The organism is Priestia abyssalis, from assembly GCF_002019595.1.
GTDB lineage: Bacteria > Bacillota > Bacilli > Bacillales > Bacillaceae_H > Bacillus_BA > Bacillus_BA abyssalis.
The window spans coordinates 114,251-135,325 of record NZ_KV917369.1; the positions used below are offsets into that span (position 1 = coordinate 114,251).

Consider the following 21,075-nt stretch of genomic DNA (forward strand, 5'->3'; position numbering starts at 1 on the left):
TTTTTACCCTTTTGAGTCCTCCTCATTTTGTTAATACATATATATAAGCTGAAATTTTCTTATTCCATTTTAATGTGTTTTACAAGCCTCATAAATTCCTTTTTCTTTTAAGACGGAGATGAGCGTTTCACCCATGACTGAAGGTGTTTCAGCCACTTTAATGCCGCACTCGTTCATCGTTTTGATTTTTTCAGCAGCTGTCCCTTTACCGCCTGAGATGATTGCGCCCGCATGGCCCATCCGTTTTCCTGGAGGGGCTGTTTGGCCGCCGATAAAGCCGACAACCGGCTTCGTCATGTTCGCTTTCACCCATTCAGCCGCTTCTTCTTCGGCTGTTCCGCCGATTTCACCAATCATGATGACCGCATAGGTTTCGTCATCTTCGTTAAATGCTTTTAATACATCGATGAAGTTGGTGCCGTTGACAGGGTCTCCCCCGATTCCAACCGCTGTTGATTGACCAACGCCCGCTTCTGATAATTGATGAACGGCTTCATATGTTAACGTACCAGAGCGTGAGACAACCCCTACATGGCCTTTCTTATGAATGTAACCTGGCATGATGCCGATTTTACATTCTTCCGGTGTAATCACACCCGGGCAGTTAGGGCCTACAAGGCGAGTCTTTTTCCCTTCCATATAACGCTTCACTTTCACCATATCCAACACTGGAATCTGTTCGGTGATACAAATCACTAAATCTAGTTCAGCGTCTACCGCTTCTAAAATCGCATCTGCGGCAAATGGAGCCGGAACATAAATGACAGAAGCACTCGCACCTGTTTTTTCGACGGCTTCGACCACCGTATTGAAAACAGGCACTCCTTCTACTTCTGTACCGCCTTTTCCTGGTGAAGTACCGCCGACAATTTTCGTACCGTATTCTAGCATTTGCTTTGTATGGAACAAAGCAGTTGAACCAGTGATCCCTTGAACAATCACTTTTGTATCTTGATTAATAAAAACGCTCATCAATAGTCCCCTGCCTTTCTTATCTCCTACGAGAATCTATATCTTGACCCTCTGTGTCATGTCCAGCTCCAGCGCCCAGCCTCTCGAGTCGCTTCAGCTTTCATAGCGAAGACAAAGAACGTCTTCGCTATGAAAGCTTCCAGCGCTTGTCGGGGCTAAACGGGCGCTTGCGCTTTTCTTACCCTACAAGTGAAACGATTTTTTCAGCACCGTCTGCCATAGAGGTCGCTGCTGTAATATTTAAGCCAGACTCTTCTAGAATCTTCTTACCTAAATCAACATTCGTACCTTCTAAACGTACGACTAAAGGTAGGTTTAAGCCTACTTGCTTCGTTGCTTCTACGACACCTTGAGCAATCACATCACACTTCATGATCCCACCGAAGATGTTGACGAAAATCCCTTTTACATTTTCGTCTGAAAGAATGATTTTAAACGCTTCTGTTACTTTTTCCGCTGTCGCGCCGCCGCCTACATCAAGGAAGTTAGCAGGATCTCCGCCGTAATGCTTAATAATGTCCATGGTAGACATCGCAAGCCCGGCACCATTGACCATACAACCGATGTTTCCATCTAATGAAATATAGCTTAAATCGTATTTGGATGCTTCGATTTCTTTTGGATCTTCTTCTTCTAAATCGCGATATTCCAATACATCTTTTTGACGATATAACGCATTGGAATCAAAGTTTAATTTTGCGTCAAGCGCCATGACTTTTCCGTCTCCCGTTGTCACGAGCGGATTAATTTCTGCAATGGAGCAGTCTTTTTCAACAAACGCTTGGTATAAGCCCATCATGAATTTCACGGCTTGTCCCACTAATTCTTTTGGAATGTTAATATTGAAAGCCAGTCTGCGAGCCTGGAAGCCTTGTAATCCGACAACTGGATCGATGACTTCTTTGAAGATTTTTTCAGGCGTTTTTTCTGCTACCTCTTCAATCTCTGTACCGCCTTCTTCTGATCCCATCATAACAACACGTGACGTGGCACGATCCAATACTAAACCAATGTAATATTCTTTCTGAATATCGCAGCCTTCTTCTATTAATAAGCGTTTAACTTCTTTTCCTTCCGGTCCTGTTTGGTGGGTGACAAGTGTCTTGCCTAAAATCTCTTCCGCATATAAACGTACTTCTTGAAGATTTTTCGCTACTTTCACACCGCCGGCCTTTCCGCGTCCACCAGCATGGATTTGCGCTTTCACTACACATACATCTGTGCTTAACTGTTGAGCGGCTTCTATTGCTTCTTCTACAGAGAAAGCGACGAGTCCGTTCGGAACAGATACACCATATTTTCTCAAAATCTCTTTTCCTTGGTACTCATGAATATTCATGATTCATCCTCCTGCCATTTATTCAAATTTAGTAGGGTCACCATCAAAAGGCTCATCTGAAATCTTAATGGAATCTGTAGGGCAGCCATCACGTGCATCTGCCGCATCGTCCACTAAAGATTCCGGTATTTCTACATTTCCTTGATTATCATCAAGGATAACAAAGGAAATTCCTTCATCATCATAGTCGTAAATATCTGGTGCAGAAGCTCCGCATGCTCCACAAGCGATACAAGTTTCCTTATCAACAATTGTATATTTTGCCATACTAAAAACCTCCATATATAATAATTACATTTTAAAAAATACTAGATTAAACATTAATAGACATTATCAACTCAACCATCTCGACTGATTTGTTTAGCACCCCCTCATCTTGAGTACGATTACCAATTTGTTGTTAATTAAAGCGCATACAAAATGATGAATGATAAACTAATATAACGATTTATAAGTTTTGAATATTATTCTTGTTATATTAAAAATCAGAATAATGACAAAATAAATATTTGTCAATGTTTATTTTGAGGATTCCCTCTTTCATCCTATAGGAAAAACCTATCACGTTCCGATGCACAGGACGTCACGTAGTTAGTCTTCGTTCCTTACTTATTGGGGAATTATTGCCTCCGAGAATCCAATCAGTTCAACTAACCCTGAATGGGAGATGAGAAACTCCCACCCGGTGAATTTTCTCCTATGTCAGAATGAAAAATATAGGGAGATTATAAAATAAGGGGAGATAGTCAAGGCTGTTAAATGAGTAAATGCATTCTTATATAAGTCTTGTTTAATTTTTCAACATGGTTGTTTTTTTGACCATCTCGAAGTGTCTAGATGAATATATGCAAATAAAAAGAAATATCAGAATATATTTACAATGATTGTAACATGTGATACGTTATAAATATAAAGTGTAACAAAAATCATACAAGCAACAAAAACAGCGTTACACGTATTTCCTACAAAGAGATTTTTTGTAAGCGTTTAAATGGAAGGAATCTAACAAAGGGGATGGAACAATGATTATTCATGACGTTGAAACGTATTCGCAAAGGGAAATGAAAGCGCTACAATTGGAACGCTTAAAGGAAACAGTAAAAAGAGTGACTGCTAAAGTACCTTTTTATCAAGAAAAGTTTAATGAACTTAATATAACAGTAGAAGATATCCAAACTATAGAGGACGTACGTAAACTGCCATTTACCAAAAAAGAAGCTTTACGCGAAAATTATCCTTTCAACTTATTTGCTGTAGATATGAAAGATGTGGTTCGTATACATGCTTCTTCGGGCACGAGCGGAAAGCCAACGGTAGTGGGCTATACAAAGAATGATATTGATAATTGGGCCGACATGGTTGCCCGTGCCATTGCACTTGCAGGGGGAGAACCAGGCGGTGTGTTCCAGAATGCTTACGGATATGGGTTGTTTACAGGCGGATTAGGGATCCATTATGGAGCGGAAAGGCTTGGCATGGCAACCGTTCCAATCTCCGGAGGAAATACAGAGCGCCAAATTACGGTTATTGAAGACTTTAAACCAACCGTCATTGCTGGCACACCTTCTTATATTTTGAAGGTTGCTGAAGAAATGGAGGAAATGGGGAAAGCTCCAAAAAACAGCTCTTTAAAATTTGGTATCTTCGGGGCGGAGCCTTGGTCTGAGGAAATGCGCAAAGTGTTAGAAGAAAAGTTTGGTATTAAAGCTTGTGATATTTATGGATTAAGTGAAGTAATGGGACCAGGTGTAGCCATGGAATGTCATGAAGCACAAGATGGCTTGCATATAGCGGATGATCATTTTATTGTGGAAGTCATTAATCCTGATACTCTCGAGCCCGTAGCGGATGGAGAAGAAGGAGAATTAGTATTTACCAGCTTAACGAAAGAAGCATTCCCGGTTATTCGTTATCGCACAGGGGATATAGCTTCTATTACAAGAGAAACCTGTAAATGCGGCAGAACAACGACGAGAATGTCGCGTATAAAAGGCCGTATCGATGACATGCTTATCATACGAGGGGTAAATGTATTCCCGTCTGAGATCGAACATTTCTTAATCCAAATTGAAGAATTGGCACCGCATTACCAAATTAGATTACGTCGTGAAGGTACGTTAGATGTAGTCGAGTTACATGTTGAAGCCACTGAAGAGATTCACCAACAAGTAAACGGCGACATGCAGCATGAGCATATTCAATTCATTATGAAAAAAGTACAGCACTCCATGAAAAATAATTGTTTAGTGAGCATGAAGGTGAAAGTGCTGGCTCCAAGAAGCATTCCTAGATCTGAAGGAAAAGCAGTCCGTATTGTAGATGAGCGAAAAACGGCAATAACTGTATAAAACATTAAAATTTTTTAGAATATATTTGATTTTTTTCATAACAATAATTTATAATAACGTTATAAAAGTGTTATAAAAAAAGAGGGGGAAATAGACGATGTCTAATCTCACAGAAACATTAACCGAGGCGGAAAAGCTAGAACAGTTTATGCAGCGAATTGAAGCGGGAGATAAAATCGAAGTAGATGATTGGATGCCCGATGAATATAGAATGGCACTTACTAAATTAATTTCTATGCACGGAATGAGTGAAATAATGGGAGCGCTTCCGGAAAAAGAATGGGTACCGAAAGCTCCTTCCCTTCGTCGTAAACTCGGCATTATGGCAAAAGTACAAGATGAAATGGGACACGGTCAATTATTGCTGCGTGTAGCGGAAGACTTGTTAAAGCCTTATGGAAAAACACGAGGGGACTTGATGGAAGACTTATTTAAAGGTGACCTTAAGTTTCACAACGTGTTTCATATGCCGGCGCCAACTTGGGGAGATGCAGGACTAATCGGCTGGCTTGTAGACGGAGCAGCGATTATTACTCAAACGGATATGTTAGGTGCTTCCTATGGTCCATATGCAAGAGCACTACAGCGCATTTGTGCTGAAGAGGTGTTCCATGCTCAGCACGGAGAATCAATCATCATTGCTTTGGCTGAAGGAACAGAAGAGCAAAAAGCATTGATTCAAGAGGCATTAAATCGTTGGTGGGAGCCGTTGCTCATATTCTTTGGACCTGCCAGCAGCACTACGATGGGTAGCTCTAAACAAGACGTAACGATTAAGTACAAGATTCGTACAAAAAATAATGAAGAACTACGTCAGGCTTTCTTTACGAAATATATTCCGCGAATTTTATCATTAGGATTAACAATTCCCGATCCAACGCTTCATTTCGATGAGGAAAAGCAACAATGGGTATATCAGCAGCCGGATTGGAATGAGTTAAAGAAAATCAGCAAAAACCAAGGTCCGCGATCTCAAGCTCGTCTGAACCTTCGCAGAACATCTTACGAAAGTAACGCTTGGGTACGAGAAGCATTAAGCGCAGCGATTAGCTGAGAAGCAGAAGGGAGTAAACGAAAAAATGGAAAACAACAATAAAACATTTTATCAAGAGTATGAAGTGTTTAGTAAGCGTACACCTAGCTCTGCGTTTCAGCATCAATTCAGCTTGCTCGCTCCAAACGCGGAAATGGCTTTGATTATGGCTCAAGAAAATTTCATGCGCCGTGAACCGGTTGCTGACATTTGGGTGGTTAACAGATCAGACATTCGAGCGCTGGCACCTGAAGAGAAGCAAATATTAAATCGTTTGGATAATAAAGATTACCGTACAACAAAAGGATATGGATATTTAAAGAAAAAATGGCGTCATTACGAACAGAAAATGTTCGATGAAAAAGAGATTTTGTCATGGGCAGGGGGGAAAGACAAATGAGTGAAGCAGCGAAAGCATTAAGCCCAGAGTATAAAGAGGCATTGGTTGAATTATTATTCCAGCTGGCAGATGATGATTTCTTTTTTGCTTACCGCGGCTCTGAGTGGCTTGGACTCGCTCCGCATATTGAGGAGGATGTGGCTTCTTCTTCCATCAGCCAGGACAGCATGGGGCATGCGGCCATGTTCTACAGTCTGTTAGAAGAATTGGGATTAGGGAAAGCAGACGATTTAGCGCATGCCCGTCCTGCACATGAAAGAAAGAATAGTATTTTAGTAGAACGTGTAAACGGTCCTGGTCATTATATGGAAGATGCGCAATACGATTGGGCTTATGCGGTAGTGAGAAACTATTTCTATACACAAGCTAAGAAGGTCAAAATAGATTCTTTAAAACAAAGCACATACGGTCCGCTGGCAGAAGTGGCTGTGAAAGTAAATATGGAACTTTACTATCATTTGCTTCATTGGAAAACTTGGTTTGTCCAACTTTTAAGTACAACGGAAGAAGCGAAAGGGCGAATGATGCAGGCAATGGACAAAGTAATGAGTGACTTTGATGATGTATTTTCATTAGGGCGTCATGCAGAACAAATGAAGCAGTTTGGCTTGATTGAAGAAGAAAGCGCTTTAAAAGAAAAATGGACTGTTGTCTTGGCTCCTGTATTTGAATCACTAAATTTAGAGATTCCTAGAAAAGCAAATTCTCAAAGCCAAAATGGACGCAATGGAGAGCACACGAAAGAATTAGATGATGCGCTTTCAACACTAGGGGAAGTATACAACCTCGATCCTGTTGCGCCTTGGTAATCAATCAGAAAAGAGGTGTGAAAAATGATAGCACCCTTACAGATAACACAGGAAGAAGTGTTAACCGTATTAGAGAATGTAAAAGATCCTGAAATCGATACAGTGAGTATTATCGATTTAGGGATGGTGGAAGATATTTCGATTGAAAATCATCATGTTTCGATCAAGATTTTGCCGACCTTCTTAGGCTGTCCGGCCTTAGAAATTATTAAGAACAACATTGTCGGAGCCGTAAAGAAAATTGATGGCATTGGGGAAGTGGCAGTAGAGTTTATTCAATCACCGCCATGGACGTCAGATCGTGTAACAGAAAAGGGGCGCGAAGGATTAAAAGCCTTTGGGATTGCTCCTCCTCCAAAACATATGGAGGAAGACGGGTCATGGCATATTGATTGTCCGTATTGCGGTTCTACTTATGTCACGATGGAAAATATTTTTGGGCCAACTGCATGCAGAAGCATTTTGTACTGTAAAAGCTGTAAAAACCCATTTGAGGCAATGAAGCCTATCTCAAATTTAATGTAAAGCGGGGAGAAAGACATGGTTAAAATGATCGCATTATATAAGCATCCTGAAAATAAAGAAGCATTTGATGAGCATTATTTTAATGTACACGCTCCAATTACGGAGAAGATTCCTGGTCTTCGCAAAATGGAGGTAACTAAAGTTGTTGGATCTCCAATGGGTGGAGAAGGAGAATATTATTTAATGTGTGAAATGTATTACGACGACCATGAGGCTCTTAAACAAGGCATGCGTTCTGCGGAAGGTAAAGCGTCGGGCAAAGATTTAATGGGATTTGCCGGGGAGCTTGTCACATTAATGATCGGTGAAGAAGTGAAATGAGTGTGTTCCAATTCATCGAAACTTCTATTGTAGATGGGGTGGGGGTAATTGAACTAAACCGCCCCAAGCAATACAATGCGTTAAATCGCACAATGGTACGAGAAATTGTAGAAGCGATGGAATCATTTGATCAGCGCGATGAAGTGATCACCATTTTACTGACAGGAAAAGGCCGCGCTTTTTCAGCGGGGGCTGATATTGACGAAATGGCAAACGATGATTCTATTCGTTTAGAGTTATTGAATCAATTTGCCGATTGGGATCGTCTAGCCTTAATCAAGAAGCCTATCATTGGAGCTGTTAAAGGATTTGTATTTGGCGGGGGGTTTGAGTTAGCGCTTTGCTGCGATATGTTAATCGCAGCGAGCGGCACCGAGTTCTCATTTCCTGAAGTCAATATCGGGGTGATGCCGGGAGCAGGCGGTACGCAGAGACTGACGAAGCTTGTTGGAAGAACAAAAGCGATGGAGTGGCTTTTGACGGGAGACCGGATTCCGGTGGAGAAGGCAATGGAGCATGGAATCGTTAACCGAATTGTTTCTCATGAATTGTTAATGGAAGAAGCAATGAAGTTTGCTGGGAAACTTGCTAAACAGCCTCCTTTATCGTTACGCCTTATTAAAGATTCCGTTAACAAAGCAGTCGACTACTCTTTATATGAAGGAATGCAATACGAGCGAAAAAACTTTTATCTATTATTCTCCTCAGAAGATCAAAAAGAAGGAATGCAGGCTTTCATAGAAAGAAGAAAACCGAATTTCAAAGGCAGATGAGGGGGAGAAACAATGTTTGAAACCATTCGTTACAATGTAAAGGACGGAGTAGCATGGCTGCGGTTAAACAGACCGGATAAATTAAATGCTTTTATTGGCCAAATGAATCGTGAAATTAAAGAAGCGGTAAAAGAGGCTTCTTTCAATGAAGAGGTTCGCTGTGTGGTTATAACAGGAGAGGGACGAGCTTTTTGTTCCGGCCAGGATTTATCAGAAGTCAATGAAAGTATGGACCACGGACAGGTTCTTAGAGATCACTATGGTCCAATGATGAAACAAATTATGCAATGTGAAAAACCGATTATAGCTGCAGTTAATGGTGTAGCGGCAGGGGCAGGATTTAGTTTAGCACTTGCTTGTGATTTTCGATTAGCGTCAGAAAAAGCTAGCTTTGTTAACGCCTTTGTTCATGTCGGGTTAATTCCTGATTCAGGAAATCTTTATTTCCTTCCTAAATTGATTGGTCATGCGAAGGCGGCAGAACTTGCTATTTTAGGAGAAAAAGTCTCAGCTGACCAGGCGTTTCAATTAGGACTCGTGACAAAGATGATTCCACTGGATCAGTGGGAAGCAGAGGTTGAGAAATTTGCCATTCGGTTGGCAAATATGCCGACGAAGGCAATCGGTTTAATAAAACGTTATTTAAATTTAGCGAATGACCTTCCTTTTGAATCGTTTTTGGAAAGGGAAGCAGAGGGTCAGCGAATCGCAGGGCTCACAGCAGATCATCGAGAAGGTGTAAGTGCCTTTTTAGAGAAAAGAAAACCAGCTTTTACAGGAAAATAAAAGGAGTGGGATATATTATGTCAACAGTTCAAGAAGTCAAAGCAGAAAAGCCTGCAATGAAGCGTGAATTTTATCACTTAATTATTAATGGCGAAAAAGTAGAAAGCAGCAACGGCGCTACATTTAAAACATATAATCCTGCTACTGGTGAAGTAATCGCAGAAGTGGCAAAAGCAACAAAAGAAGATACAGAAAAAGCAATCCAAGCTGCTCGCAATGCATTTGATTTCGGTAAATGGAAAAAAACACCTATTAATAAGCGTTCTCGTGTATTAAATAAAATCGCTTCAATCATGCGTTCAAGATTTAATGAATTAGTAGAGTTAGAGATTTTAGATACAGGAAAGTCCCTCCATGCAGCACAAGGTCAAGTGATGCAGGCAATCGAAGACTTTGAATTTTATGCAGGGGCCATTGTAGGCCACGGCGGTACGGTGAACCCTGTGCCAGGACAGTTCCACAACTATACTGAAAAAGAACCTGTGGGAGTCTGTGCGCAAATCATTCCTTGGAATTACCCATTAATGATGGCTGCATGGAAAATCGCTCCTGCCATCGCTGTCGGATGTTCAGTCGTGGTCAAGCCTGCTTCGTTAACGCCGCTTACAGCGATTATCCTAGGAGAAATCTGCCTGGAAGCTGGAGTACCAGAAGGCGTGGTAAACATCGTTCCAGGTTCAGGTGCAGAAGTTGGAAACTACTTAGTGGAGCATACACAAGTAGATAAAGTAGCCTTCACGGGTTCTACACCAATCGGTAAAGACATCATGGCAAGAGCGTCTCAAACGTTAAAGCGTGTTACGTTGGAGCTAGGCGGTAAATCTCCTAATATCGTATTTAATGATGCGGATATCGATGCAGCGGTAGACGGTTCTTTATTCGGTATTTTCTACAATACAGGTCAGTCTTGTGAAGCTCGCTCACGTTTATACGTACACGAAGACATTTATGACGAGTTTGTAAGTAAATTTGTTGAAAAGACAAAGAAATTAAAATTAGGAAATCCTTTTGACAAAGAAACACATGTTGGTGCGATTATTGATCAAAGCCAATGGGATGTAGTGGATAGTTATGTGAAATCTGCAATCGAAGATGGTGCTGAAATTTTAGCCGGCGGTAAAGGAGCAAAAGTCGAAGGGTTTGAAAATGGATTCTGGTACGAACCAACTGTTATTGCCAATGTCAATCATGACATGAAAGTAGTTAAAGAAGAAATCTTTGGACCAGTTGTTGTTATTATGAAATTTAAAGATGAAAAAGAAGCAATCAAATTAGCTAATGATACTGAATTTGGATTAGGTTCAGCTGTATGGACGAAAGACGGAGCACGCGCTACTCGTGTAGCAAATCAAATCCAAGCTGGTATCGTCATGGTGAACTGCCCGTTCTCAGCGATGCCTGGAACACCGTTTGGCGGTTATAAGCAATCAGGCTTTGGCCGTGAACTATGCATTGAAACACTTGATTTATACACTGAAACGAAAAGTATTATTTCTTACTACGGAAGCCGTCCGTTAAATCCGTTTGGCGTGTAATGTAATGATGAGTACGAATACAGCTCTTTATGGGCTTTATTCGTACTCATTTGTATAAGTGTGTGTTCAAAAAGGAGGACAACCATGATAAATAACATTGTTGTAGTAGGTTCAGGCGTAATGGGAAGAGGTATTGCCTATGTAGGGGCTGTCGGCGGCTACTCTGTTACATTGGTAGATGTGAATGAAGCAGCTTTAGAGAATGCAAAAAACGAAATTAACAGCATTTTTGAAAAAGGATTATCCCGAGGTAAAATATCCGCTGAAACAGTAGAATTGTCCAAGAAAAACCTTTACTATGCTACTAGTTTACAAGAAGCGGCCAGTGAAGCGGATTTAGTGATTGAGGCTGTTCCTGAGAAAGCGGAAATCAAAAAAGCGGTATTTGAAACGATTGAAGAATATGCACCAGCTCATTGTTTCTTTGCAACGAATACTTCAACGATGAGTCCAACGGAGATTGCTTCATACGGAAAGCGTCCTGAAAAAACAATTGCGATGCATTTCTTTAACCCTGTGCATAAAATGCCGCTTGTTGAAATCATTCGTGGATTAGAAACAAGCGATGAAACGGCACAAGTGATTAAAGAAGTTGCGGAACAGATGGGGAAAGAAACGGTTGTCATCAATGAATTTCCGGGTTTTGTCACGAGCCGCATCAGTGCTTTAGTTGGCAATGAGGCTTTTTATATGCTGCAAGAAGGACTTGGTACACCGGAAGATATTGATAAAGCCATTAAATTAGGATTGAATTATCCGATGGGACCATTTGAGCTTGTTGACCTTGTAGGATTAGATGCCCGTTTGAATAATTTGAAGTATTTACACGAGAAGTTAGGCGAAAAGTATCGCCCGGCCCCGTTATTGGAGCAATATGTAAAGGCAGGCCGTCTAGGACGCAAGTCAGGCAGAGGCGTATATGATTATACAAATAAGGAAAAAGAGGCGATTAAAAAATGAGAGAGGTAGTCATTGTAGATGCAGTTCGAACGCCGATTGGCAGATATAACGGGGCTTTGAAAAGTGTACGTCCCGATGATTTAGGTGCGGTCGTCATTAAAGCACTTGTAGAACGCAATCCAGATCTTCCGGTTGATGAAATTGAAGAAGTGATTTTCGGAAACGCTAATCAGGCAGGGGAAGACAATCGTAACGTGGCAAGAATGTCAGCTTTATTGGCGGGACTCCCAGTCAGCGTTGCGGGTACAACAGTCAACCGTTTGTGCGGATCTGGGTTGGATGCGGTGATGTATGCAGCCAGAGCGATTGCTGTTGGAGAAGGGGACATTTACATTGCTGGCGGTACGGAAAGCATGACACGTGCACCTTTCGTCATGGCCAAGCCTGATAAAGAGTTTCCACGCGGCAGTATGGAATTACAAGACACGACGATTGGCTGGCGTTTTACGAATAAGAAATTAGAAGAAATGTATGGTGTAGACACTATGCCTAGAACTGCGGAAAATGTGGCAGAACGCTTTAACATTTCACGCAGCGACCAGGACCAATTTGCTGTTGACAGCCAGCAGCGAGCGAAAAAAGCAATGGAAGAAAACCGTTTTGCAGAAGAAATCGTCCCGGTTGTATACAAAGATAGAAAAGGAAACGAAATTGTCGTTGATACGGATGAGCATCCTCGTCCGGATACAACGTTAGAAAAGCTTGGGAAACTAAAGCCTCTGTTTGAAGGAGGAACTGTTACGGCAGGTAACGCTTCAGGTGTCAATGATGGTGCATCCGCGCTTTTAATCATGAGCGCTGATAAAGCGAAAGAGTTAGGTTTAAAACCTCTAGTCAAATATGTAGTGGGAGCAACGGCAGGGCTCGAGCCGGCTATCATGGGAATAGGCCCGATTTTTGCTACAAGAAAAGCGCTGCAACGTTCCAATTTAACGGTAGAAGATATCGGTTTAATTGAATTAAACGAAGCATTCGCTTCCCAATCGCTGGAGTGTATCCGTCAATTAGAGTTAGATACAGACAAGGTAAATGTCAATGGCGGTGCCATTGCGTTCGGTCATCCGCTTGGCGCAAGCGGAGCACGCATTTTGACAACCCTTATTTATGAGATGAAAAAGCGTGATACAAAATACGGGCTTGCGACCATGTGCGTAGGGGTTGGCCAAGGAATTGCAACCATTGTAGAGAATGTAACCGAATAAAGAAAAGCGATCATTTGCAGGGTTTTAGCCTGCCTTTTAGAATAGGATAAAACAAAAGGGAGGGTGACTCCAAAGGTATTAAAAAACATCCTTTTGAGTCATCGTCCTAAAAGGCCCCGCCATGAAAATCCAATGACATTAGGATTCAATGACGGGGTTTTTTAGTAAAAATAATGATTGTGATTTAGGAATGGGAATTATGTGAAAGTTTCTTTTGCTCAAAGGGCTTTCGTGCAGATGCTAACAAAAAAGGAGTGTAGGAAGAATGTCCTCTGTTTTATATCAAGTACAAAATAATATCGGTTATGTTACAATTAATCGGCCAGATGTGCTGAACTGTTTCGATTACGAGACACTGCATAAACTGCAGGGAGTCGTCGATTCCATCCAGCTTGACCCAGAAGTAAGAGTCGTCATTTTCACTGGAGCGGGTGAGAAAGCTTTTAGTGCAGGAGCGGATTTGAAAGAGCGAAAGACGCTGAACGAAACAGAAGTAAGAAGAAACGTAAAGGCTATTCGCGATGTATTTAACAGTATTGCTGCTCTTCCGCAACCTACTATAGCTGCTGTAAATGGTTATGCCTTTGGCGGGGGATTCGAATTAATGCTGGCATGTGACTTTTCAATTGCTGTTGAAGTAGCGAAAATGGGGCTTACAGAAACAAGCTGGGCCATCATTCCCGGAGCTGGAGGAACACAGCGTCTGCCGCGTTTAATAGGGGAAGCGAAGGCGAAAGAGCTTATCTTTACGGCACGTAAAATCTCTGCTGCTCAGGCCTATGAATGGGGCATACTAACTAGAGTCGTAAACAAAGAAGAGTTAATGGCATCTTGTGAAGAGTTTGCGCGCGAGATGATGAAGAATGGGCCAGTTGCCTTAAAGCAGGCTAAGTATGCCATCACTCAAGGGATGAATGTGGACTTGCAGACAGGTCTTGCGATTGAATCGAAAGCTTACGAAATCACGATTCCGACAGAAGACCGTTTAGAAGCGTTAAGAGCTTTCAGTGAACGCAGATCTCCAAATTTTATGGGAAAATAATAGTTGCGATTGTTAAGAAATATCAGATATGATAATAATAAATCTTTAGTACGATACTGTAAAACATGAGTAGGCGGTGCAAATAGAAAGAGTGAGAGAAGAATGAGTACAAACACACAATCGATGATTTTCACGATTTACGGCGATTATATCCGACATTACGGCAATAAAATTTGGATTGGCAGTTTAATCCGTTTGTTGAAGGAATTTGGCCATAACGAACAAGCGGTGCGTGTAGCGGTTTCCCGTATGCTTAAACAGGATTGGGTACAGTCTGAAAAACAGGGAAATAAGAGCTATTATTTTCTTACCGATCGCGGTGTCAATCGGGTGGAAGAAGCGGCACGAAGAATTTTTAAGTTAAATCCGCATGAATGGGATGGCAAGTGGAGAATTTTAATGTACACCATTCCGGAAGAGAAAAGGCAAGTTCGCGATGAGTTCAGAAAAGAACTATTATGGAGCGGTTTCGGAAGCTTTTCCAATGGCTGTTGGATATCACCTAACAACTTGGATAAAGAAGTTGAGCTCTTAATCGATAAATACGATGTTGAACCGTATGTCGACTTCTTTTTGTCCGATTACAAAGGTCCGAAGGAAAATCAAGCGTTAGTAGAAAAAAGCTGGCCCCTAACAGACATTGAAGAGAAATACGAACAGTTCATTTCTACATACAGTAAAAAGTATATTGTTCATCAAAGCATCATTCAAAGAGGGCAGATGACCGATGCAGAATGTTTCGTAGAAAGAACGAACTTGGTGCATGAATACCGTAAGTTTTTATTTATCGATCCAGGGTTGCCAAAAGAGTTGCTGCCTTCACGCTGGAGTGGCAATCATGCGGCTTTGCTATTTAGTCAGTATTATAAATTACTGGCTGAACCAGCCAATCGTTTTTTTGAAGATGTGTTTCAAGAGGACAATGACTTAAGGCGAAAAGATCGATCTTATAATGCGGCTGATCATCCCTTGATCAGCGAGCAGGTAAAAAATTCCTAGAGGGAGTCCTCTAGGAATTTTTTACTTATCAAGAATTTGTTTAAATTCATATCCTTTTTGGACATAAGCATCAATGGATAGCTGAATCAGTTCCAAATCTTTTTCTGTGATGTCACGGACTACCTTACCTGGAGAGCCTACTACAAGAGAGCGAGCAGGGATTTTCTTGCCGGATGGAATAAGTGTATTGGCTCCTATAATGCATTCTTCACCAATTTCAGCCCCATCTAATATAGTAGAGCCCATTCCGATGATCGAACGCTTTCCTATTTTACATCCATGCAGAATAACGTTATGGCCGACTGTCACTTCATCTTCAATTGTTACAGGGCAGCCTTCGTATAAATGAATAGTAGAGTTATCTTGGATACTGCATCTGTCTCCGATTATGATAGCGCCTTCATCTGCGCGCAGGACAGCATTAAACCAAATGGTTGATTCCTTTGCCACTTTCACGTCTCCGATTAAATAAGCCCCCGGAGCTACAAAAACGGTTTCATGAACGAGCGGCTGTTTTCCATTATGAGAAATAAGCATAACATCTCCCCTTTTCATTATTGCAATTGTTTTTATCTTATTTCTATTATAACATTATTAATATGGGGAGGGGAAAAAATGAAATATTTATGTGAACAACTGAAAATTATATATCCAATCATTCAGGGCGGGATGGGCAATATCAGCAACGCGATTCTGACTGCGGCCGTATCAGAGGCAGGAGGATTAGGAACGATTGGCTGCGGAACCATGCCGCCAGAAGAAGTGGAAAAAATTATTCTAGAAACCAAAAAAAGAACGAATAAACCATTTGCTTTAAATATTGCTATTACTGTTTCGCCTTTTGTCAAAGAGTTGGTAGAGCTGGTGATTAAACATGACATTCCTGTAGTGTCATTGTCTGCTGGAAATCCGGCTCCTATTATTCCGATCCTTCATGAGCATGGAATAAAGGTTATAGTGGTAGTTGCGTCTGTGAAACATGCACAAAAAGCGGAAGCAGCAGGAGCGGATGTGTTAGTAGCAGAGGGATATGAGGCAGCGGGCATCAACTCTAATCTTGAACTGACAACTTTTACACTCATTCCGCAAATTGTTCAAAGTGTGGAAATTCCTGTATTGGCAGCCGGAGGAATTGGAGATGGAAGAGGCTTAGCGGCAGCTTGGATGCTTGGAGCCAGTGGTGTCCAAATCGGTACGCGCTTCATTGCCACCAAGGAAGCTCCATTCCATGATGTGTATAAACAAAAGCTCGTTCAGGCGAGTGATACGGATACAGTCATCGTGGGACGTTCTGTCGGACGGGTAAGAAGAATGCTGAAAGTTCCGTACGCCAATAAAATGGCCGATATGGAAAAGGAAGGAATCACTTTAGAACAGTACAATGAGATGACATCAGAAAAGCAACATGTAGCAGGAGCGGTTTTAGGTGATTTAGAAAACGGATTTGTTAACAGCGGGCAGGTAGCTGGATTAATCTCTCATATACCGAGTGTCAAAGAATTAATTCATAGTATGCTTGAGGAAGCAAGTCTACAAATCGCTCAATCCGCCAAAGAATTAGAAGCTTTGAAGTTTGACTAATGTATATTAACAAAGGCTCGAAGGTTTAGTCCTTCGAGCCTTTTGTTATGCAGAAATACTTTCTCAGAATAGTAAAGGTTAATTCGAAAAAATTCGAAAGAAATATCTGAATTTTATTTACAATTATCTGGCGGTATGATACTTTTATTTTAAATTAATATATTTTTTTATATGCCGTTTATAATTCGATTTATTTATTTTTTGTTATATTAATGATAGGAGGTTGATAGATGTAATTGATAGAGAGGACAGTCATTGATTAACAAGGTGGTTTTTGGGAAGTTAATTAAAAACGAAAGAACTATAACAAAGATAATTTAAAATTAATTATACTTGTTATAAAAAGGGGGAGCATGTATGGGAGTACAAGTTCAGCAGAAGCAAAAATCCGACATAAAAAAGGTTGCCTACACATCACTGGTTGAAACAGCGGACTTTCAGGAACTGTTAAAACAGAAAAAAGCATTTATTTTGCCGATGACAGTGTTTTTCTTTGGGTTTTATTTTTTATTGCCTATTTTAGCTGCTTATACGAAAGTATTGACCCATCAAGCGGTTGGGCATATTCCGTGGGCATGGGTCTATGCTTTACTGCAGTTTGTGCTTGTCTGGGTTTGCGGGTTTATTTATATAAAGAAGTCAGAAAAATATGATAATTTAGCAGCGAATATTTTAGCTAAACATAAGGAGGAACTAGATCAATGAGTACAGTGGCTTTATCCTTATTTTTAGGCATCATCCTTTTAACGTTGACCATTACGTACCTTTCATCCAAAAGAACGAAGAATGCCAGTGATTTTTATACGGCAGGAGGTGGTTTGACTGCCTGGCAAAACGGTTTAGCAGTAGCCGGAGACTTTATGTCAGCCGCTTCATTCCTTGGAATTACAGGGGCCATTGCTTTGATAGGTTTTGATGGTTTTTATATGAGTATTGGAAATCTTGTTGCCTTTTTATTTTTGCTTTATCTCGTTTCAGAACCGCTTCGAAATTTGGGGAAATACACCATGGCTGACATGATTACGGCTCGTTTTAATTCCAAAAAGGTTCGTGGAGTAGCGGCTCTTAACACATTAGTTATCTCCATTTTTTATATGATTGCACAGCTCGTTGGAGCAGGTGGACTTATTAAATTATTGCTTGGGATCGATTATGCGTGGTCTGTTCTTCTCGTAGGTGTTTTAATGACGATTTACGTTATTTTTGGAGGAATGACGGCTACTAGCTGGGTTCAAATTACGAAAGCGGTTTTATTGCTTGTCGGCTCTTTCATTTTGACCTTTATTGTATTTGCCAAATTTAATTTCAATGTCATGAGCATGTTTGAACATGTGAAATCCGTCACTCCATTAGGAGATGCATTCCTCAATCCGGGCAATAAATATAAAGACGGATTGGACATGATCTCTTTCAATATGGCTCTTGTATTAGGAGCAGCGGGTTTACCGCATCTTCTCGTTCGTTTCTTCACCGTAAAAGATGCTGCGACTGCCCGTAAATCTGTCGTATATTCCACTTGGTTCATTGGTGCTTTCTTCATCATGACAATCTTTTTAGGTTTCGGGGCAGCTGCGTTTGTCGGATTTGATAATATTGTGGCGGCTAACCCTGCAGGTAATATGGCGGCTCCTTTATTGGCGCTTACAGTAGGTGGGGAAATTTTATTTGCCTTTGTATCGGCTGTCGCGTTTGCGACCATTCTTGCAGTCGTTTCAGGTCTTGTGTTAACATCTGCTTCAGCATTCGCCCATGATATATATGGACAAATTATTAAAGGCGGCAATGTGACAGAAAAGCAGCAAGTACTTGTCGCGCGTCTTTCTTCGATTGGAGTAGCAGTTATTTCTATTTTGCTTGCTTTATTTGCTCAAAAGCTCAATGTCGCCTTCTTGTCGGTATTGGCTCTTGGTATCGCCGCCAGTGCTAACTTGCCTGTTATCTTATGCACAATCTATTGGAAGCGCTTTAATGCGACAGGAGCGATTATGGGAATGGTATTTGGATTGTTAAGCTCTGTTACGCTCGTTCTTTTGAGCCCGAATGTATGGAATCCGACGCCTGGAGCAGCCATCTTTACGGGAGATCCGATTTTCCCTATGTTGAATCCAACCATTTATACCGTTCCATTAGGATTCCTGGGGGCCTATTTGGGGACTATTCTATCTAAAGAAAAAGCCAATACAGAAAGCTTTGCTGAGGTTCTATTCAAATCCAATACTGGATATGGCATTAGCGCGGCGAAAGATCATTAAAAAAATAGTATATTTCAAGGGTATATAGATGCTTTTTACTGACTACTCAAAAACTCGCGATGTGAATCCATAAATAAAACCCTCCTCTCTGTTTATCAAAACATTTTAGAGAGGAGGGTTTAGTTTATAGATGTTTTTTATGACATCATACAGGGCGAAACGGAATCATAATGGTAAATTTCGTACCTTTCCCTAATTGGCTGTCTGTCTTAATTTCCCCGCGGTGAGCGTGAATGATTTCTCTTACTATGGCCAAACCGAGTCCGTTTCCGGGTTTATCCGAGTTTCTGGCTTTATCTACCCGGTAGAAGCGATCAAAAATATAAGGTAAGTCTTCTGGAGAGATTCCCCAGCCGGAATCGGAAATGACTATATGAAGATGCTTTTCTTCTTTGCTCACTCTTATCATAACAGAGGCATTGGGTTCCGAATATTTTAGGGCATTATCTATCAGATTAAAAATAGCACGCTCCATATAGCGTTTATCTATATGTAAAGACGGTAGGGAGGATTCTATCATGATATCTATATTTTCCTGGTTTTTATAGCTGTCTTTAAGATGTTGGAAAAAAACTTCTACGTTTATTTCCTCGAATTTAAATGTACTCTGTCCCATTTCTACATTATTTAATTCATATACTTCTTTGACTAGATGGTTAATAGAGTGGAGATGTTTTTGAATGCGGTTTAAATATTCATCAAAATCTTCTTTTTGGATGACACCGTGTTGAATGGCTTCCATGTATCCTAAAACGAGCGTGATGGGAGTTTTTAAATCATGTGCAATGTTGGCAAACATAGTTTTTCGTGCCTCTTCCATCTTGGATAATTTATCGTTTGCTTCTTTTAAAGAGAGATTGATTCGCTTTAATTGAGCGGTTCGTTCTTGTACTTTTCCTTCTAATTTTGAGTTTAAATCCTGATAGTTTTCGACGAGTTCATTGATCCGGTCGGCCATCTGGTTAAAAGCTTCACTTAACACTTGAAACTCGGTCAATGACTGCTTGCCGATTTTAATTTTTAAATTATTTTTATTAATGCTTCTAATTCCTTTTATTACTTCTGAAAGAGGCTTGGTGAATTTTCTCCATGATATAACTGATATAACAATTAAAACGATGGTCAAAACTAAAACTAAACTAATAAATTGAACGACAAAAGATTGCCTGTATGCTTTTAATTGTTCCTCTAAAATAGTGTTAATAGGACGGCTCACATCCTTTTTGGGAATAATATAGGCCAGCTGCCATCCTGTATTCTCTACTTCCGAGGTTAATATTAGCTTCTCTTTTTTATTAATAGTGGTTGAAAACTTATGCTGTTTACTCATTTGTCCACGAATATGCCGATCTAAAAAAGGTAAGTCATTCTTCGCTTTAGGTTGGTAGGAGATGAATTGCTGATTTGAATCAATGAGCACCGCGTAAGCCCCTTTCTCCTTAAACTCAAACCCCAGCAAATAGTCCAATACTTGTGAAAGCGTAATATCTGCACCGATAACTCCTATAAATTCTCCATTTGTTGTATGTATAGGCAAGGACAAAGAAAGCACTTCTTTTCGATGGGTTAAGTCTAAATACGTATTAGTCCAGGCTGCCTTTTGGTTGTGAGATTGAGTGGCAGAATAGAAGAACGGCTGTTTCGTAAAATCAATATCTGGTTTTAGGTAGCCTTGGTCCACTTCTTGTTTGACATTCAGCTTAGGATAAATACGCCAGTATGATTCAGCTCCTATAAAGTAGATGGCCGCTATGTTAGGATCTTGTTCTACAATGGTTTTAAATGTGTTTTCCAATATTTTAGATTCAGCCAATCGAGATCTAATAGTTGGAGTTATTGCAGTGTTAGCGCTTACACCAATGTTGGACACATCACCATTTACCTTCTCCCAATAGTACCCTTCCTTCTCCTTGGTTAACTGCAAATTGTAGCCATCCACGATGATAGAATGATTAAACACATCTTCTGCAAGTATCCGGGTTGGGTTGAGCTGGGCTGCAATGGAATCTAGTTGTTCATTGATGATTTGAGCCTGCTTTTTGACATGTTCTTGATACAGATAGACATTATTGTTTAAGAGGGCAACTTCTGTCCGCTTTTTTGTCATATCCAATAAATCATCGAGGTTATGCATGACCATATATACAATAAATATAAGCGGGCCTATGGAGAACAACAGAAATATAAACAGCATTCTC

Annotated in this window: 21 protein-coding genes; 16 read left to right on the forward strand and 5 right to left on the reverse strand. The window is 40.7% G+C overall.

The annotated features are described in order from the left end of the window. Positions 1–69: 69 nt before the first annotated feature. The 3 genes from sucD to BK575_RS00625 form a co-directional block, all read right to left on the reverse strand. Positions 70–972, reverse strand: a complete 903-nt coding sequence (gene sucD, locus BK575_RS00615) for a succinate--CoA ligase subunit alpha (protein WP_078408445.1) — start codon at positions 970–972, stop codon at positions 70–72. Positions 973–1,150: 178 nt separating this feature from the next. Next, positions 1,151–2,311, reverse strand: coding sequence for an ADP-forming succinate--CoA ligase subunit beta (gene sucC / locus BK575_RS00620; RefSeq protein ID WP_078408446.1), 1,161 nt, complete (start codon positions 2,309–2,311; stop codon positions 1,151–1,153). 18 nt (positions 2,312–2,329) lie between these two features. Then, positions 2,330–2,578 (reverse strand): ferredoxin, encoded by a 249-nt coding sequence (locus BK575_RS00625; protein WP_078408447.1) that lies wholly within the window; start codon positions 2,576–2,578, stop codon positions 2,330–2,332. 755 nt (positions 2,579–3,333) lie between these two features. Between BK575_RS00625 and BK575_RS00630 the strand changes: the two genes are divergently transcribed. From BK575_RS00630 to paaX, 13 genes are all read left to right on the forward strand, one after another. Beyond that, entirely contained in the window at positions 3,334–4,659 is a 1,326-nt protein-coding gene (locus tag BK575_RS00630) for a phenylacetate--CoA ligase family protein (protein ID WP_078408448.1), read from the forward strand. Between the two features lie 97 nt (positions 4,660–4,756). Next, positions 4,757–5,713 carry a 1,2-phenylacetyl-CoA epoxidase subunit PaaA gene (paaA, locus tag BK575_RS00635; RefSeq protein WP_078408449.1) on the forward strand — a complete coding sequence of 319 codons (957 nt, stop codon included), beginning with the start codon at positions 4,757–4,759 and terminating at the stop codon, positions 5,711–5,713. Between the two features lie 25 nt (positions 5,714–5,738). Next, a complete protein-coding gene (gene paaB, locus BK575_RS00640) occupies positions 5,739–6,092 on the forward strand; it encodes a 1,2-phenylacetyl-CoA epoxidase subunit PaaB (RefSeq protein WP_078408450.1) in 354 nt (117 codons plus the stop codon). Beyond that, positions 6,089–6,901 carry a 1,2-phenylacetyl-CoA epoxidase subunit PaaC gene (gene paaC, locus BK575_RS00645; protein ID WP_078408451.1) on the forward strand — a complete coding sequence of 271 codons (813 nt, stop codon included), beginning with the start codon at positions 6,089–6,091 and terminating at the stop codon, positions 6,899–6,901. Before paaB ends, paaC begins: the two co-directional genes overlap by 4 nt. A gap of 24 nt (positions 6,902–6,925) precedes the next feature. Continuing rightward, a complete protein-coding gene (gene paaD, locus BK575_RS00650; protein WP_078408452.1) occupies positions 6,926–7,426 on the forward strand; it encodes a 1,2-phenylacetyl-CoA epoxidase subunit PaaD in 501 nt (166 codons plus the stop codon). 15 nt (positions 7,427–7,441) lie between these two features. Then, complete coding sequence (locus BK575_RS00655) at positions 7,442–7,747, forward strand: EthD family reductase (protein WP_028397054.1); 306 nt, start codon at positions 7,442–7,444, stop codon at positions 7,745–7,747. After that, positions 7,744–8,520, forward strand: coding sequence for an enoyl-CoA hydratase/isomerase family protein (locus tag BK575_RS00660; protein WP_078408453.1), 777 nt, complete (start codon positions 7,744–7,746; stop codon positions 8,518–8,520). The genes BK575_RS00655 and BK575_RS00660 overlap by 4 nt, the downstream gene beginning before the upstream one ends. 12 nt (positions 8,521–8,532) lie before the next feature. Beyond that, on the forward strand, positions 8,533–9,306 hold the full coding sequence (locus tag BK575_RS00665) for an enoyl-CoA hydratase-related protein (protein ID WP_078408454.1): 774 nt from the start codon (positions 8,533–8,535) through the stop codon (positions 9,304–9,306). Positions 9,307–9,323: 17 nt separating this feature from the next. Continuing rightward, on the forward strand, positions 9,324–10,841 hold the full coding sequence (locus tag BK575_RS00670) for an aldehyde dehydrogenase family protein (protein ID WP_078408455.1): 1,518 nt from the start codon (positions 9,324–9,326) through the stop codon (positions 10,839–10,841). An 84-nt stretch (positions 10,842–10,925) separates the two neighbouring features. Then, the gene (locus tag BK575_RS00675; protein WP_078408456.1) at positions 10,926–11,801 is read left to right on the forward strand and encodes a 3-hydroxyacyl-CoA dehydrogenase; all 876 of its coding nucleotides are present in this window, start codon (positions 10,926–10,928) and stop codon (positions 11,799–11,801) included. Beyond that, a complete protein-coding gene (gene pcaF / locus BK575_RS00680; RefSeq protein ID WP_078408457.1) occupies positions 11,798–13,003 on the forward strand; it encodes a 3-oxoadipyl-CoA thiolase in 1,206 nt (401 codons plus the stop codon). Before BK575_RS00675 ends, pcaF begins: the two co-directional genes overlap by 4 nt. A 265-nt stretch (positions 13,004–13,268) precedes the next feature. Continuing rightward, positions 13,269–14,045 (forward strand): enoyl-CoA hydratase-related protein, encoded by a 777-nt coding sequence (locus BK575_RS00685; RefSeq protein WP_078408458.1) that lies wholly within the window; start codon positions 13,269–13,271, stop codon positions 14,043–14,045. A 102-nt stretch (positions 14,046–14,147) separates the two neighbouring features. Next, on the forward strand, positions 14,148–15,044 hold the full coding sequence (gene paaX, locus BK575_RS00690) for a phenylacetic acid degradation operon negative regulatory protein PaaX (RefSeq protein ID WP_078408459.1): 897 nt from the start codon (positions 14,148–14,150) through the stop codon (positions 15,042–15,044). Positions 15,045–15,065: 21 nt separating this feature from the next. On the opposite strand, the gene BK575_RS00695 is transcribed toward paaX, so the two are convergent. After that, the gene (locus BK575_RS00695; RefSeq protein ID WP_078408460.1) at positions 15,066–15,581 is read right to left on the reverse strand and encodes a gamma carbonic anhydrase family protein; all 516 of its coding nucleotides are present in this window, start codon (positions 15,579–15,581) and stop codon (positions 15,066–15,068) included. A gap of 78 nt (positions 15,582–15,659) precedes the next feature. Here BK575_RS00695 and BK575_RS00700 point away from each other — a divergent pair, with 78 nt between their 5' ends. The 3 genes from BK575_RS00700 to BK575_RS00710 all read left to right on the forward strand — a co-directional run bounded on the left by BK575_RS00700 (position 15,660) and on the right by BK575_RS00710 (position 18,877). Further along, positions 15,660–16,625, forward strand: coding sequence for an NAD(P)H-dependent flavin oxidoreductase (locus tag BK575_RS00700; RefSeq protein ID WP_078408461.1), 966 nt, complete (start codon positions 15,660–15,662; stop codon positions 16,623–16,625). Between the two features lie 357 nt (positions 16,626–16,982). Next, positions 16,983–17,330: a DUF485 domain-containing protein gene (locus tag BK575_RS00705; RefSeq protein WP_078408462.1), complete on the forward strand. Its 348-nt coding sequence runs from the start codon at positions 16,983–16,985 to the stop codon at positions 17,328–17,330. Then, positions 17,327–18,877 carry a solute symporter family protein gene (locus BK575_RS00710; RefSeq protein ID WP_078408463.1) on the forward strand — a complete coding sequence of 517 codons (1,551 nt, stop codon included), beginning with the start codon at positions 17,327–17,329 and terminating at the stop codon, positions 18,875–18,877. Before BK575_RS00705 ends, BK575_RS00710 begins: the two co-directional genes overlap by 4 nt. Positions 18,878–19,022: 145 nt before the next feature. Here the strand turns inward: BK575_RS00710 and BK575_RS00715 are convergent, their stop codons facing one another. Then, complete coding sequence (locus tag BK575_RS00715) at positions 19,023–21,071, reverse strand: sensor histidine kinase (RefSeq protein ID WP_169907464.1); 2,049 nt, start codon at positions 21,069–21,071, stop codon at positions 19,023–19,025. Between the last annotated feature and the right edge of the window lie 4 nt (positions 21,072–21,075).